11 protein-coding genes, 1 tRNA gene and 3 pseudogenes are annotated in these 15382 nt (G+C 44.3%); 5 read left to right on the top strand and 10 right to left on the bottom strand.

Going from position 1 to position 15382, the window contains the following annotated elements; all coding sequences use genetic code 11:
• A pseudogene (locus V7K85_RS13790) lies at positions 1–635 on the bottom strand (CHAT domain-containing protein); the annotation flags it as partial.
• A gap of 111 nt (positions 636–746) precedes the next feature.
• Between V7K85_RS13790 and V7K85_RS13785 the strand changes: the two are divergent.
• A complete protein-coding gene (locus V7K85_RS13785; RefSeq protein ID WP_334814215.1) occupies positions 747–1097 on the top strand; it encodes a hypothetical protein in 351 nt (116 codons plus the stop codon).
• Between the two features lie 189 nt (positions 1098–1286).
• Positions 1287–1715 (top strand): hypothetical protein, encoded by a 429-nt coding sequence (locus tag V7K85_RS13780; protein WP_334814214.1) that lies wholly within the window; start codon positions 1287–1289, stop codon positions 1713–1715.
• Positions 1716–2153: 438 nt separating this feature from the next.
• Here V7K85_RS13780 and V7K85_RS13775 read toward each other — a convergent pair.
• Positions 2154–2225, bottom strand: a tRNA-Thr gene (locus tag V7K85_RS13775).
• 33 nt (positions 2226–2258) lie between these two features.
• On the opposite strand from V7K85_RS13775, the gene V7K85_RS13770 reads away from it, so the two are divergent.
• Positions 2259–2552 (top strand): DUF3493 domain-containing protein, encoded by a 294-nt coding sequence (locus tag V7K85_RS13770; RefSeq protein WP_334814213.1) that lies wholly within the window; start codon positions 2259–2261, stop codon positions 2550–2552.
• 345 nt (positions 2553–2897) lie between these two features.
• Here V7K85_RS13770 and V7K85_RS13765 read toward each other — a convergent pair whose 3' ends face one another.
• The gene (locus V7K85_RS13765; protein ID WP_334814212.1) at positions 2898–4592 is read right to left on the bottom strand and encodes a DUF1565 domain-containing protein; all 1695 of its coding nucleotides are present in this window, start codon (positions 4590–4592) and stop codon (positions 2898–2900) included.
• Between the two features lie 412 nt (positions 4593–5004).
• Here V7K85_RS13765 and V7K85_RS13760 point away from each other — a divergent pair.
• Positions 5005–5385: pseudogene (locus V7K85_RS13760) on the top strand (alpha/beta hydrolase); the annotation flags it as partial.
• On the opposite strand, the gene V7K85_RS13755 reads toward V7K85_RS13760, so the two are convergent.
• The 7 genes and pseudogenes from V7K85_RS13755 to V7K85_RS13725 all read right to left on the bottom strand — a co-directional run bounded on the left by V7K85_RS13755 (position 5382) and on the right by V7K85_RS13725 (position 14151).
• Positions 5382–5579, bottom strand: a complete 198-nt coding sequence (locus V7K85_RS13755; protein ID WP_334814211.1) for a hypothetical protein — start codon at positions 5577–5579, stop codon at positions 5382–5384. The pseudogene V7K85_RS13760 and the gene V7K85_RS13755 overlap by 4 nt on opposite strands.
• Positions 5580–5707: 128 nt before the next feature.
• Entirely contained in the window at positions 5708–6328 is a 621-nt protein-coding gene (locus V7K85_RS13750; RefSeq protein ID WP_334814210.1) for a low-complexity tail membrane protein, read from the bottom strand.
• A 105-nt stretch (positions 6329–6433) separates the two neighbouring features.
• Positions 6434–9583, bottom strand: a complete 3150-nt coding sequence (infB, locus tag V7K85_RS13745; RefSeq protein WP_334814209.1) for a translation initiation factor IF-2 — start codon at positions 9581–9583, stop codon at positions 6434–6436.
• Between the two features lie 482 nt (positions 9584–10065).
• A pseudogene (locus tag V7K85_RS13740) lies at positions 10066–10334 on the bottom strand (YlxR family protein).
• A 148-nt stretch (positions 10335–10482) separates the two neighbouring features.
• On the bottom strand, positions 10483–11760 hold the full coding sequence (gene nusA / locus V7K85_RS13735; protein WP_334814208.1) for a transcription termination factor NusA: 1278 nt from the start codon (positions 11758–11760) through the stop codon (positions 10483–10485).
• A 222-nt stretch (positions 11761–11982) separates the two neighbouring features.
• Positions 11983–12444 carry a ribosome maturation factor RimP gene (gene rimP, locus V7K85_RS13730; protein ID WP_334814207.1) on the bottom strand — a complete coding sequence of 154 codons (462 nt, stop codon included), beginning with the start codon at positions 12442–12444 and terminating at the stop codon, positions 11983–11985.
• 258 nt (positions 12445–12702) lie between these two features.
• A complete protein-coding gene (locus V7K85_RS13725; RefSeq protein ID WP_334814206.1) occupies positions 12703–14151 on the bottom strand; it encodes a hypothetical protein in 1449 nt (482 codons plus the stop codon).
• A 597-nt stretch (positions 14152–14748) separates the two neighbouring features.
• Here V7K85_RS13725 and V7K85_RS13720 point away from each other — a divergent pair.
• A partial coding sequence (locus V7K85_RS13720) for a peptidoglycan-binding domain-containing protein (protein WP_334814205.1) occupies positions 14749–15382 on the top strand: 634 nt, incomplete at its 3' end.

Raw genomic sequence — 15382 nt, 5'->3', positions numbered from 1 at the left:
AATTCAATATTCTCGGCTCGTTCTCCTAATATTCTGTTACGGTAAGCTTCCCCCAGATTATTTTGCGTCATTGCCCAATTTACTGGAAAGGCGCTGCGGGTGTAAACAGTGAGGGCGATTTCGTAGCCTGTAATAGCAATTTCCATATTGTTAGCTTTGCTACCCAAAGGGAACTGCTGAATTAGATTACTAAAATTACCAATCACTGCGGCAATGTATTCTGCTCTATCTGCTTCTGCTAGAGTATTTGTTGCCCAACGGCGCAATAATTCTGCAAAAATCTCATTGAGTTTATCGGTATTTGCTGCCAGCAATGGATAAATTACTTGAGCATCGCCGTTGCTGTCTGCCGTTGCTTGCAGTATTTCTTGTAAAAATTGCCCGTAAGTCTCTATATCCTCTGGGGTGATGGGGGTAGTTTCTGAGGTGAGATATGTTGCTAGGTTTCTCAACCTGTTTGCTGTATTTTCTTCTCCCTGCTGTGCAAAATCATCTGCTACTGCTGCCAACACATGCAAAAAACCAGCATCAAGCAATTCTGTATTCGCCGCTAATATCTCTGGTTCTTCCCCATTTGGGCAATTTAGTAGGCTTTCGATTAGCTGGTAATAATCTTGTAGACGCTGTTCGTTCATGAGCAGGTATAGTTAGACGCATCTTGATGAAGCTTCAACAGTATTATCCTCAATTTCTGAAAAATTAGGAGATAAATTGATTTCACGCACAGACGCACAGGCACGGAGAGTTTGGTAGCATCATGGACGTTAGTCCTAACGCACCGCAAATCTCTGGTGGTGCGGCGCTTGGCGACAAGACACCCTACAAAACTTGTTCGCATTTATAGCTTTTGCGATCGCGTTTGTTATTTCAGCGTTCGCATTTATAGCTTTTGCGATCGCGTTTGTTATTTCAGCGTTCGCATTTATAGCTTTTGCGAACGCATTTGTTATTTCAGCGTTCGCATTTATAGCTTTTGCGAACGCAATTGTTATTTCGGCGTTCGCATTTATAGCTTTTGCGATCGCAATTGTTATTTCGGCGTTCGCATTTATAGCTTTTGCGATCATAATTGTTATTTCGGCGTTCGCATTTATTGATTTTGTGATTACTGTTGCTGATTGTACTTATTCTAAAACAACAAATCGATATGAAAAATGAGTAAAAACACAGGCAAACTCGTAATTATTTCGTTGAACTTTTAATGAAATAAATCCACAAAACTACCCATCTCAGGTAAAAGGAAACTCCACTATGTTGAAAAAGGAATTATTAAAAAAGGATGTGTTATGTCTTTAAAAACTCGTGGTTCTGCTGCTGTTGACAAAGCCCAACTTCGTCTCGCCTTGCTTAAATCTATTGATGAAAATCTGGATTTAGGACATGGGTTAACCATTGAAGCTTACAACCACCTAATCAACACTACCCGTGCGATGCTAGAAGCTAATAATACGCTGGTTTCTAATCTGGAAGAATCGCGTAAAACAGTAACCCAGATGGATAAAGCCCTCTCCGAAATGTCTGAACGAATGCTAAGTGGAGTTGCAACTGTCTACGGCAGAAACAGTATAGAGTATTCCAAGGCTGGTGGCTCTAATCGAAAACGAAGTAAACAATCTAGTTCAAAAGTTACTCCAGTTGTAGCGGTTCTTACTACTCAAGCTGCAATTGCCAATGCGTCAACTAACGGTAATGGCACAACTCCTTTGCTGCAATAATTCACCTGCCTTAAAAATGGGAGTAGGGGTGTTAAATCAGTACTGTAGCGTTAGGATGAAATCCGTAACGCACCATTCGTAAGGATTTGGTATCCTTCTCTCGCCGATAAAACAACGTCAGTGATGCTCCTGCGTCGCTACCGCTACGTTAACGCTCAAGTCGGGAAATCCGCCTACGTGACTGGCTCCCCTACGTATCTTTTCAATAATCAAATAGTAGTCCCATAATAGGGGTTTAAATCTATCTAAGCTCCATATATAAATTGTTGCTTTCCAGTAAAGACGACAATAATTTGTCACCAATACATACGGAAGCGAATTACTAGGTTTGATGACAATAATTTGTCACAACGACATTAATGTGTCATCAACGACAGATAATTAGTCACTGTACATTGATTTATGTCAAACTTGACTATTGAGTAATGCTTTTACCAAAGCCGATGATGGGATTTGAACCCACGGCCTGCTGATTACGAATCAGCTGCTCTACCACTGAGCCACATCGGCGTTCACAATCTAAGAGTATAACATGATTTGGTCATGATAAATCAAAATCCCAAAAATCGCCTTAACTCTGAACAATATGCCAGCCTCAAAGCAGAAATAGCCGCTCCTTATCGCGGCTTACGACAATTTATCTACATCGCTTTCGGTGCTTCTGGCTCGATTGGCGCATTTGTCTTTTTTTTCCAAGTGCTTGCCGGACGCGATGTTGAGAGTGCTTTGCCTAGTTTGGCTCTCCAAGTAGGAATCGTTGCCCTAATGGTCTTCCTTTGGCGCTGGGAACAGCGTCGCCAAGAACGCTCCCAGTCAGGTAAAAATCCTAATTCCTGAAGGGAGAAATTTTAGCTGTTGATTTTTTTACTGCTATATATCTTTATATTCTTCAAATTTATTAATGCTTTTATGAAGATTAAAATATCAAGAGAGAAAAAATAAAAAAATTATTAGGAAATCCCAAAAAGCAAAAATTTCTGAAAAACTAGAAATCGTTGAAACGGGATCAGCTAATATAAATACCCTGACCATAAACGCAATTAAATTCAAATGGGATCAGCTATATTTAAAGACCCCAAATTTTATATTTACAAACCCCTAAAATTAATAAAACTCACATTAATTGAAAGCGCCAGACTGATAATTTATTAGTCTGGCGCTGACAATTTGCTAACTAGGCATTTACTGAACTGTTACCAAATAGGATGAAGGAACTGGTTGGGCACGTCCAGCATTGACGAGTGCCTGGTAAACAAAGGCAGCAACTTCAGCTCTAGTCGCCTGACGATTAGGATTGAGTTGCTTGGCTGTGGGATAGTTGATCACTAGTTGCCGTGCAGTTGCAGCAGCAACAGGAGCGATCGCATAATTAGGAATCTGTGCAGCATCGGTGTAAAAGGCAAGGACATTCTGATTATTCGCAGTTAGGCCCAAACCATTAGCTAAAGCTACTAACGCCTGCACTCTTGGAATTTGCTCCTGTGGTTTAAAGCTACCATCGGGATAACCAGAAACAAATTGACTTTGGTAAGCAGATTGAATTGCAGCATAAGCCCAGAAATTGCTTGCTACATCCTTAAATTTAATGCTTGGGCGTTTGGTTGGTGGTGTTAAGGCTTTAGTGACAATAGTGGCGAATTGAGCGCGGGTTACAGGTTCATTGGGTTTAAAGCTGCCATCAGGAAAGCCAGCAATAATATTTTGGGAGGCTAAAGCTTCGATGTAAGTTTTTGCCCAGTAATTTGCTGGCACATCTTTAAAGGCGACAGGCCCTCCAGGGGGTACGTTAACACTTGCGGCAACAAAATCTACTGAGCCGAAAATCTTTTTCTGATCAATATCGTTGCCAACAGCGACAATTTGACCTGTTTTGGTGGCGTTGTTCACATCATAACGAGTGTTATTGCGGATGAGATTGCCACCAGGATTTTCGTTAGTGCCAAGGTCGGGTAAAGCATTAACAGTTGCTACAACTCCATCCCGCTTATTGTTCTGAATGACATTCTTACGCAATACAGGCTTCGCTGACTCTGAGATAAAAAGACCGTCTTGGTTTTCGATAATTTGGTTTTCCACAATTTGGGGTGTGGAAGTCCCACCGATCGCAAGACCAAAACCAGTATCCTGAAATAAGTTACCCCGAATTTCTCCTTGAGCAGCTTTAGCAATTGAAATCCCGTTGCCTTTGTTTTGCACAAAGACGTTACCTTCAATTTTAGGATTGCCTGTACCCGTGACAAAAACACCCTCCCTGACACTGTTAGTAAAAGTACTGTTTTTGATAATGGGATTAGTTGACTCCACCCACACAGCCGTACCCCGGCTATTTGGGTTGGTGACGGTGACACCGGTGAGCGTGGTATCTTGGTCAGCAAGGATGGTAATGTCCTGTCTGGCAAAGGTGCGACTAGTGTAGAAACCTCCACCTGTAATTAATATCGCCTGACCTTTACTAGCTTCATCACCCCGCAGTGTCACCCCTGGTTTAAGCAAGAGTGGGAAGGTTTCGCCACTTTCCAGGTTATAGTTCCCAGATGCCAATTGAATAATTGCACCTGGTTGCGCTTGACTGAGAGCGAAAGTGATGTTTTTGTAGGGTGCAGCTGAGGTTGCACCAGCACCAGCAGTATTTGTACCAGTTGCGGGATTAACATAAATTACTGCGGCTGTTGTCGGAACTTGCGCTGTGAGAGTTGGGGCGATACCTTCTGGGTGAGTAGCACCAGCATTAACCTCACCCGGTAGTAATATTGACCCACTAGAAACAACAAGCATTGCCGTTAGTGCGGCTCCCACGCGTAAAGTATATCTGAGATAACTGCTAGAAAGAAGGCGAAAATTTTTCGCTGAAGAAATGTGAAAACCCCGATATTTCATTTTTTCCGTCTGTGATGTGCTGAATTACGGTATGTCGAACAAGGTTGAAAGTAGCAGCCTTATAGCTGCTCTAAAACCCATGCAAAACTATACTGGATGATTAGCACTGATTCAGCTAAATTCCTTAGATAGATCACAGAACTTATACATTAGTTATATTGTGTCAATTCAAAAAATTCTACTAGTAGACTGTAACGTCAGTTTGCCTACCTTTAACCAGTTGCTCAGAGCAACTTGTCTTGTTAATTGAGATGGTAGCTGAATTTTCGCGCCCACTGTAATAAGGGCTTTCGGGATGAGGCGATGTCATCGACAAGTCTCTCGCCACCTTATCTAAGCGCTCATCCTGCCTTTGCTACGACTACTGAATGATTTATTTTTTTGTATTCCCTAAAGCTAAACAGGTGAACTTTCACGTTCACTACGAGTTAATTTGGCTTTGGCGCGACAAGACCCCAAAGCCATTCGCCAGTATTTACCGGAACTAGTGAAGGTAAACCCTGTATTTTTAGATAGAGTGCTAAATAGCCAGATTGGCAATATTATCTTGGATCAAATTAGTCAAGTTATTTCTACACCGTCTCGGAGAGCAGAACAGCAGGCTATGCGAGCCGCGTTGGTACTTTCTGCGAGTCAAGACGGGCAGGTGTCGCTAATCGAAATTATAAAGAATTATCCCACCAGTGAAGTGGAAGTTGATGGCGTAGTTTACCGCCGTAGGCATCGCTTGGAGAGTGCATACCATCAACTCCGTCGCTTGCAAACAAGCCTACAAGATTTATTTGGTATTTAGTAAGCTAAAGTTTCTAAAGTTTCCCTTAAATACCGTTGTACCTGCTGTTCCAAGCGAATTCCCTGTAATTGAGCATCGCGTTCTAGTTGCCAGCGTTGAAAACCGGAACTAGTGGAGATCGCACATTTGAGGCTATACCAAATTTTACTATCAGCAGAAAATTGGCGATCGCTAGAAGCTGGAATTTGAGCCATAGTTCCTCATTCCTTTTTTTTAACTTCAACGGTTAATAGTCAAGGGTTAAGAGTTAGAAATTGTCACCCTGTTCCCTTGCTGCTTATTTATAGCCTCTGAAAGTAAAATAATATTACTTTCAGGGCTGCTACGAATCTCTATTAATCCTAAACAGGGATTGCAACAATTGGGGCACAATTTGATTAACCCGCACCCCTAAAATTGTGAAATCCTGCTTAATCTTTTCTAAAGATAATGGCTCTATGCCAGCGAATTCTGTGTCATTAGTCACCAAAACTCGCATTACACTCACAGGTATTTGTAAAAATAGATTGCTGCCCAAAAAGGCTAACCCCGCAAGCAATAGTGCGAGGCTGCGCCATTGCGGGAGAAATTTAGCTGAATTTGCTAGTAATGGGGCAATTTGGTAAAGAAGCCATAGCATCCAAACTGACAATCCTGCTGCCACTAATGCCAGCATCCGATTTGACTTTGTATTAATTAAACAGAGAATTTTTCGCTGCCGTTCAGTGAGATTTTCTGGCTTTAGGGCTATTCCTAAAAGAGCAAATATGTAAAAAGGGCGGCGCAACTGCATCCATAGCAGGGGAAGAACACCAATGGCGGCAACTAAGAATAGCTCCATCCAGACTGGCAAAAATGGCTCGCCTACAGACAGAAACAATAAGCAGAGTACTAAAAAAACAGGCAACGTCGCCAATCCAGCGACGTGAATCCACAAAATAGGTTCAGAGCGAAATGAATGCATATGATAAAAAGTTATGAGTTAAGAGTTAGGAGTTAGGAATTAGCAGCCTTTAACTTTTAACTGCTAATTTATCACTCCTAACTTCTAACCATTTTACCCTCAACACTATCTCGTTAAGGTGAGAGTGCGGCGCTTAGTAACCATCTGATAGGCTTCGATGATGTCACCTTCAACCCAATCATTAAATTTATCTATGCCGACACCGCATTCATAACCAGCGTTGACCTCACGGGTATCTTCTTTCATCCGTTTTAGGGAGTCAAGGACGCCTTCAAAGATCACCTTACCGCCGCGTCGCACCCTGACTTTGCAGTTGCGAACTAGCTTGCCAGATTGAACGTAGCAACCTGCAACCGCACCACGGCCGACTGGGAAGACGGCACGTACTTCGGTTTGACCCAAAGGTTCTTCCACCAACTCTGGTTCCAAAAGACCTTCCAAGGCATCTTGGATATCTTCCAGGAGTTTGTAGATCACGTTGTATTCCCGAACATCTACACCCGCTTCATCGGCGGCCTGTCTGGCCCCACTGGCGAAGGTGGTGTTGAAGCCAATAATCACAGCGTTACTGGCAGCTGCTAAGTCGATATCTGTCTCGGTGATTTCCCCAGCAGTAGCCAACAGCATCCGGATTTGGACTTCGTTTTGCGGGATTTGCTTGAGCGCTCCCACAATGGCTTCCACTGAACCTTGTACGTCTCCCTTCAAGATCAAGTTGAGTTCTTTCAACTCGCCTTCTTGTGCTTGAGCCGACAGGGTTGTGAGGGTAACACGACCCTGCAACAGGCGGGATAGGCGTTGTCTGTCTGCGCGATCGCTAGCGAGTGCTCTGGCTTCTTTCTCGTTCTGGAAGACCTCGAACTCGTCGCCTGCTGCTGGCACATCACTTAAACCCAACACCTCGACAGCAAAGGAAGGAGAAGCAATGTCTACTCTCTTGCCTCTGTCATCCACCATCGCCCGGACTTTACCAAAAGCCGAGCCAGCTACCAAGATATCTCCCACACGCAAGGTGCCATTCTGAATTAGCAGGGTAGCAACTGCTCCCTTGGCTTTATCCAGATGTGCCTCAATCACAGTTCCTTTGGCAAAACGATCTGGGTTAGCCGATAGTTCTCCAACCTCTGCTACCAGCAGAATCATCTCTAAGAGCGTATCTAGGTTTTCACCCCTGATAGCGCTCACGGGAACCATGATTGTCTCCCCACCCCAGTCTTCTGCGGTTAGACCATACTGGGTGAGTTCTTGTTTCACCCGCTCTGGCTGTGCCCCTTCTTTGTCAATTTTGTTGATTGCAACGACAATTGGCACTCCCGCTGCTTGAGCGTGGCTAATGGCTTCAATGGTTTGGGGACGGACGCCATCATCAGCAGCCACTACCAACACGGCAATGTCTGTTACCCGCGCTCCTCGTGCCCGCATCGCTGTAAAGGCTTCGTGACCGGGGGTATCCAAGAAGACAATCTGTTGCGGTTTGCCCTCATGTTCTACATCTACATGGTATGCACCGATGTGTTGAGTAATACCACCAGCTTCGCCAGCAGCAACTTTTGTTTTGCGGATTGAGTCGAGCAGGGTTGTTTTACCGTGGTCTACGTGACCCATAATTGTCACCACTGGCGGACGCCGATGGAGATGTTCCAGGTCTTCTGCGCCGACCATTTCCGTAATTTTCCGAGCTTCTGCTTCTGGCTCGGCGGTTTCGACTTCTATTTCTAGTTCTTTTCCTACCAGAGTAATTGTTGGAATATCCAGATTTTGGGTGATACTCACCGCCATGCCTTTGAGGAACAGGATTTTTACAATCTCTGTATCAGCAACGGCTAAAACGTCAGACAGTTCTTGCACAGTCAACGGCCCTGTTACCACCACTTTTTCTGGACGGTCACGTTTTGTCTCGGCTTCTTGGCGACGGTTCTGGTGATGGTCACGGCTGGAACCAGACTTGGAACCAGACTTTCTAGCTCTTGCAGTTGGGGCGCTAGCAAGGGTTGCACCTGGCATTTGTACAGGTCGAGTCGCTTTGGGTTTGGGAGGACGCGCGATGGAAAGGCTGACTTGAACGGTGGCTGGTGCGTCCAGATCGTCATCATCCAGCAAATCTTCTTCAAACTCATCATCAAGTATCGGCTTGATCCGCTTGCCTTTAACGCCAGCCTTAGCCTTCTCTTTAACTTCGTCAATTATTTCCTCTTCTACCCACTTTTTGCCACCTTTGGTTGGGCGAGGCGGACTTGGGCGTTTCAAATCGAGAAGATCAGGTGCAACTGGATCATCACCCAATCCTTCAGATTTGCCCGCTATTCCTGACATCTGTCTGGGTGGAGTAGCGATCGGCATTGCGGCTGCTACAGCTTCACCAGGACGGGCTGGCCTGGGTCGTTGCCCCTCTCCTAGTTGTGATGGTGCAGATGGTCTATTGCCCCTCTGCTCTGGTCTGCTGGGTGAGGGAGTAGGACGAGCCTGTCTTTGCGGTGCAGATTGTGGGGACTGGTCAGTTGGCAGCTTCGCGACTTTTGGCTTAATTTGCTCGCGATCGCCTTCGACGGGTCGTAGCCGTTGGTCGCGTTTCAGGATCGGTTTGTCTGCCTGAGATACTTGCTCATCTGCCACCTGGGCTTCTTCCCCTGCTGGTCTTGCTGGAGGGGCAACTAGTTGAGGTTTTTGAGGTTTTTCCGTTTTCGGTCTGGGTGGAACTATTTTTTCCGGTTTTTGGGATGCTATTTTTTCCGGCGCCTGATTTGGATTTGGCGTTTGTTCCAAGTCTGTGACAGTAGGTTGCTCTTGGGTCTCAGATTGATTCCGGGGTACAGGTCGAGTTGGTGCCGTCGGCTTCATGGGTGAGACTGGTGTAGCGAAGGGTCGTGGAGGAGAGGGAGGATTAGCTTCAGACAAGGCAGCTTGGGTATTGGTAGCAACTGACGCCTCTGGGGCGTTGGATGTAGTATTTCTCAATATTTTGGGTTTGCGTATTTCCAAAATTTGCTGTTTGTGGGGTGCAGCAGGTCGGTTACGTCCGCCGTTCGGTGGTGAATTTGGCTTATGGCTGGTTGTACCTAGTTCCTTTTTGGCCGACACATTCGTAGCTGCGAGTTTTTCTGCTGCTGTGCGGATGTTTTCTGCCTCAGATTCGGAAATCGTGCTGCTATGGCTTTTGACCGCAATGTTGAGCTGGTCGCAAATTGCTAATAGCTCTTTGTTATCCAAATTCAATTCCTTTGATAATTCATAGATTCTAACTTTGCCGTTGTTCATCCACTCTTCCCCTTTAATTTACAGTTTTAGCGGATGGTTGCCTGGGAGTGCGACATCTCCATCCTTGGATTACTGTTTTTAGGTTGCCGTTCAGTTTTTGCCGGTGCCTCCAATCAGGAAAGAGAGATGTTTCGGTTTAATAATGGCATCCCCAGCTGGAATGATGGTTAAGGGACACCCATAAAAATTTCTTAAATAAAAGATTTTTATGGGAACCCTGGATGCCGAACTGCGCCTGAGCGCTACCAGGTTGCCATTTTGTAGTTTCTTGTTTTGTTGATTCTGAGTCTTCCACAACACAATCGATTACATCTTGTTCTGGGAATGTTGCTTCGCCCCTCTTAATTATTGGAGAGCCGAATGCCTTTTACACCCATTTCCTATTTTGGCACTAACCTTAACGATCAATAGAGCGTGTGATGAAAGCGCGACTTCGGCTTTCGCACAATTCCTCTGGTGATTACGCCAGAAAGTTGTTCCAACTAAATTTGATTTTGGGTATTGCTGCGGGCTAGACGTTGCGACAAGCTTTGGTACAGTGTTTCTGGCACTGATGCATGTAGCGATCGCCCTAGTCTATTTTTTTTTGAGCCGTTTGTAAGCAACTCGTTTCGGGACAAATATAGGCAGAACGCCCCATGCCCTGATCTAATTGTACCTTTCCCGATGGAAAGACGCGGACAATCCGCCAAAACTCATCTTTTGAGCCTACTTTACGGCAACTAATACAGCGCCGATAATTTGGTTTCATCGATTTTGTGTGATCTCAGTCCAGGATTTTGGGTGTAAAAAGAAGTTTATTATTACTATTTTTTACTTATACCAAGTAGCCTTTGAGAAAATAATCTTTGAGACTGAGACTACAATCAACAGTATCAAAACTTTACAAAATTAATCAATTATTCGTCATCGTTACTGTCAAAACTATCCTCCTCTTCTAATTCGTCCTGATTTTCATCCTCTAGTTCTTCCTCAAAGTCAAGATCATCTTCCTCTGATTGATATTTTGTTCTTACAGCCGTAAATTTTGCATCTTCTCCTGCATAGTCATACTTAGCTTTGTCCTTGATGTCAATTTTCCAACCAGTCAGGCGGGCTGCCAAACGGACGTTTTGTCCTTCTTTCCCGATGGCCAAACTCAGTTGATCTTCAGCCACAAGTACGTGAGTTTGCCGGGTTTCTGGGTCCATCAGGCGTACTTCATCCACCCGTGCTGGACTTAAGGCATTAGCGATATATGTTGCTGGGTCTGGTGACCAGCGAATTACATCTATTTTTTCACCGCGTAATTCGTTGACTACCACTTGAATTCGCGATCCTCTGGCTCCGATACAAGCGCCTACTGGGTCTACATCGCGATCAAGGGTATCTACTGCTATTTTAGTCCGAGGACCTACATAACGGGAGGGGGGGTTTGCCTCCCTAGCTACGGCAACAATCCGTACCACTTCATCTTCGATTTCTGGGACTTCGTTGGCGAAAAGATAAACCACCAAACCAGCATCAGCACGAGACACAAGCAACTGTGGTCCTCGTTGCTGACCTTGGGAGACTTTTTTGAGATATACCTTGAAGGTGGCATTTGCCCGATAATTATCGTTGGGCAGCTGTTCCCGCTTCGGTAATTCGGCTTCTACTTCTGGCTGACCAAAGCCACTGCTAACTGCCAGAACCACCGATTGCCGCTCAAACCGCAGGACTCTTGCTTGCAGGACAGTTCCTTCTAAATCTTGGAACTCTTCTTGCACCATCTGGCGCTGTTGATCCCGTAATTTTTGTGCAAGTACCTGCTTGGTTTGCATCGCCGCCATCCGACCAAATTCTCCTTGATCGGGGGTCACATCCAGCACCACAGAGTCTCCTAACTGCGCTTCGGGAGCTACTTGTTGAACTTCGTCTAGGGAAATCTGGTGGTCTGTGTTATTGACTTCTTCGACAATGGTTTTGGTGGAAAGAACACGAAATCCTTCTCCTTCAATATCGAGTTCTACTTCAAAATTCTCAAAATAATCTTCGTCAAACTGTTTGCGCTCTAAATTTTGGGCGCGACGATAACGTTCGTAACCTTTGAGTAGTGCTTCTCTAATAGCTGATTGAACTGCAAGCCGGGGTAAGTTGCGTTCGCGACTTATACTTTCAATTAATTCTTTTAATCCAGGTAAAGTAACCATTGACATAAGCAATCTCCTTTAAAAATTAGGGAGTGGGGAACTCGATGACCCTGGAGGGGATAAGGGGTAATGGGGGCTGAAAACTACGCATTAGATAGAGCTAGGGATTAGAGAATAGCTTTACACTAGCCTCTAATCTCTAGCCCTTAGTTCATAACCTCTAGCCCTTAATCTCTAGCCTTGAGCCAAGCGGCTCTAGTCTCTAACTCCTAAGCCCTAGCCCTTTGTTTATCGGCGCTCGTCTAGCTGCACCTTAGTAATTAGAGAGCGGGGAATTTCGACTACACGACCTTTTTGGTTTAAGTAAAGTGCTGTCTCATCCCTGCGAATCAACTGACCAGTCCACTCTTGTTGTCCGTCGTAGGGTGGCGAAGTGGAGATAATGACAGGAAATCCTTTAAAGGAAATAAATTCCCTGTCTGTTACCAGTTGCCGCGAAATACCAGGACTGGACACTTCCAAGACATAGGCATCTGGAACGATTTGGGCAGCATCTAAGGAGGCTTCTAAAGCACGGCTCATCCTCTCACAATCATTCAACCCCGTGTCTTGCTGAGGATTACGAATGTCTACCCGCAACACTGGTGGACTTTGGTTAGTGTGAAAAATCACACCAACCACTTGCAATCCCAGTTCTTCTGCCACTGGTGTTGCTAAATCAATAATTTGTGGAACTAAAGGATGAGCCATGAGAGAATTCAATAAAAAAAGTGGGCATCGACCCACTTCCTGCGATAGGTATATCTTCCAAGAAGTCTTGTGACGAACCAATGATGATTCGCCTAATTCGAGTTTAGCGCATTTCTTTTATAGTCGTGCGTTGAGGATTGGGCACAAGAGGTAGAGGGACAGTTCTTGCTGGGGCAAGGGGGCAAGAGGAAGAATTAAAATTACTTCTTTCCCCCCTCCCTGCTCCCTGCTCCCTGCTCCCTGCCTCCCCTGCCCTCTCTACCCTTCCCGTATTTTTGGGAGAGTAGTGCCTTTATCCACTACTGCTGGAACTGATACTTGTGTTCGTAGCTGTCTAGTTTGCTCGATAATTTGGTCTATATCTTCTTGGGACAAACGCTGGACGTAGTTGAGTTTGATTTCCTCTAAGAAGTCAAAAAGTAAACTCTGAATTTCTGAGAGTACATGTTTTTCCTTTATTTCCGCTCCCAAGGCGTCGCTAAAGCTTTGGACCAGTTGACTGGTAAGTTTTGCGCCAACAGGGTCTTCAACAGCGCTAACTAAAGTTTTGTAAAGATTAGTTGTGATTTGGGTCGCCAATTGTTCGCTTAACTGGGTTTGCGCCTGTCCCACGCCAGGGAGATTTTGGAGGTTGCGGTAGACGGGGACTTGATGGATGACGGTTTCGATATTGTGGCGCAAAATGGCAACGATCGCAGGTTGAATATCGGGTAGCACTTGGTAGACGATTGTTTTTACCAAAAGACCTGCGATCGCTTCCACTTCATTCACATTATTAATATCTATGTATGGACGGAAATTTTCCTGTTGTGAGAGCCAGCGCGTTAACTCACCCCGCCCAATTGAACCCTGAAGCTGGTTAATTACCCTCACCACTACAATTTCTGTCAGTTCTTCGGCAAAATTGGCGACAATCCCTTGATTAATTTGCTTTCGCACTGGATGCAGATTCAATAACCGCGCTTGATCGAGACGAATTAATACAGGTATGATTCGCAACTCCCGCCAAAATGGCAGTAGTAAAAATAAATTGTACCAACGCCACAATAATGCTTCCAACCAGCTAAAACCAGGATGTTGGCGTCTGATCAAGAAGGTGCGCCCCAGCAATTCTACGCCAAATAAAATCACAAAGGGTAAGTCAATAATCCAGAAATCATCAACAAATTCGCCACTTTCCCCGATTTGGCGGTAGTAGTTAGAGGCAATCAAAGGGCGGATTCTCTGGTTGAAAAAATTGATTTCTTGAAACCATCCTTTTTGGGTTAAGTAAGGCTGACTCCAAAAAGTGGCAAAGGACTGTTTTGCAGATTCCTTACCGATGCGATCGCGCATCCGATTTTTGATTTTTTCCAGAGTACCACTCTTATTCACTCCCGCAAACGGGTTAGTGTCAATCATCTCGTTGCTCAGACGCCTTATTTCCTCTAGCCTGCTATTTACCTGAGGCGACTGTAACCCAGTTTGGCTGACTTGTTCTTCTAATGCCTTTACTGTTTTTAGATAATTTTTTGTGTCTCGATGGGGTTCAATACCTTTTATTGGGTCATAAATCTGAATAATTTGGGGAACTTTTCGCAAGTAGAAATCCCGCCAAGGTACGTAACTTAAATCAAACAAAACTAATCCTAAATTTACGGTAGCAGTAATTGCCATAAATCCTTCAAACCAAAGATTCTGCTGCTTAGAAGATTTTTTGTTTTTCATATATTGTCATATATTATACAATTTAGGAGAATTTGGAATATAAGCTCTTTGATTTATTAATTTTCGGCTCTTTCCAACCAATTACAGCAATTTGCAGTTGAGTAGACCGCAGTATGCATGCACATCTATGCATTGGTGTCAACTTAAGCGCAAATCCATTTAAAACCTCGTTTCCAGCCTCTGACTGGAAATGCTCATTCATTGGGCTGCTGCCGCAAGTAAGGAAGGCGGAGCCTCCAATTATGCATTAAGAGTCAGAGACTCTTGACCAGACAAACGAGACAATCTCTAAAAGCTTGTTCTAGACAGGCTTTTGCCTGAAGTTGACACCTATGACATCTGTGCGCCTCTACTGTAATTTAGTCTTCAAGGGGTGTATTCGATTCAAATGATAACCGCTGTATCTCTGTTAATACAAGATACTTCTTTTGATGGATGACACAAATTAGTTTTTGTAATTTATGTTAAATTTAACAAAAATAAATCACAAATTATTCAAAAATTATTAAATAATTGCGAAAAAAGTTATTAAACAAACTTAAAATGCAGCTGTTAACCTTTACAATCCTGCTGATTTAATCCAAAGGAGTTTTAAGTATGTGGTGTGGATTTGGAAAATCAAGCGCGACCTTTGCTGTTACTTGCCTAATAAGTGCTAGCTTGGTAATTGCAGACACAGGTTTTGCAGCTCCTCGACGTAGCTATACGCCCCAGCAATTCCGTACTGTGTTGCAGGGGTTAGGCTATAACGTCAAGGTAACAAATAGTGCTTTGAGGGATGAGGAAACTAAAAAGGCAATTCGTGAATTTCAGACGGGTTATAAGCTAAAACCAGTTGATGGGATAGCAGGGCCAAAAACCCAAGATTTTGCTGGTAACATAGTTCAAATTCTGCAAACAAATTTAAATGCAGTGCTAAAGCCAAATCCTCCTCTTCCGCGCGATCATTTTTATAGTTCCCGCACGGAAGCAGTGGTGAAGGAGTATCAAAAGAAATATCAGTTGCAAGAAACTGGAATTGCTAATTTAGCACTCCGCCAAAAGCTGAATGAAGAAGCAAAGACAGTTTTTAGTCAGCCAACAGCTACACCAACTCCTAAACCAACAGGTAGACCGAGAACTAGACCAACAGGTAGACCGATGTCTACACCGATGTCTACACCGATGTCTACACCGATGTCTACACCGATGTCTACACCGATGTCTACACCGATGTCTACACCGATGTCTA

The sequence above is a fragment of the Nostoc sp. genome (genome assembly GCF_036917615.1).
Taxonomy (GTDB): domain Bacteria; phylum Cyanobacteriota; class Cyanobacteriia; order Cyanobacteriales; family Nostocaceae; genus Nostoc.
This window is presented reverse-complemented; position numbering and strand designations above follow the sequence as displayed.

Excerpts from the sequence above, each read along its gene's own strand:
- V7K85_RS13750 (WP_334814210.1), bottom strand. The coding sequence starts at position 6,328 with ATGCATTCATTTCGCTCTGAACCTATTTTGTGGATTCACGTCGCTGGA.
- V7K85_RS13765 (WP_334814212.1), bottom strand. The coding sequence starts at position 4,592 with ATGAAATATCGGGGTTTTCACATTTCTTCAGCGAAAAATTTTCGCCTT.
- V7K85_RS13755 (WP_334814211.1), bottom strand. The coding sequence starts at position 5,579 with ATGGCTCAAATTCCAGCTTCTAGCGATCGCCAATTTTCTGCTGATAGT.
- nusA (WP_334814208.1), bottom strand. The coding sequence starts at position 11,760 with ATGTCAATGGTTACTTTACCTGGATTAAAAGAATTAATTGAAAGTATA.
- V7K85_RS13725 (WP_334814206.1), bottom strand. The coding sequence starts at position 14,151 with ATGAAAAACAAAAAATCTTCTAAGCAGCAGAATCTTTGGTTTGAAGGA.
- V7K85_RS13780 (WP_334814214.1), top strand. The coding sequence starts at position 1,287 with ATGTCTTTAAAAACTCGTGGTTCTGCTGCTGTTGACAAAGCCCAACTT.
- rimP (WP_334814207.1), bottom strand. The coding sequence starts at position 12,444 with ATGGCTCATCCTTTAGTTCCACAAATTATTGATTTAGCAACACCAGTG.
- infB (WP_334814209.1), bottom strand. The coding sequence starts at position 9,583 with ATGAACAACGGCAAAGTTAGAATCTATGAATTATCAAAGGAATTGAAT.
- V7K85_RS13770 (WP_334814213.1), top strand. The coding sequence starts at position 2,259 with ATGATAAATCAAAATCCCAAAAATCGCCTTAACTCTGAACAATATGCC.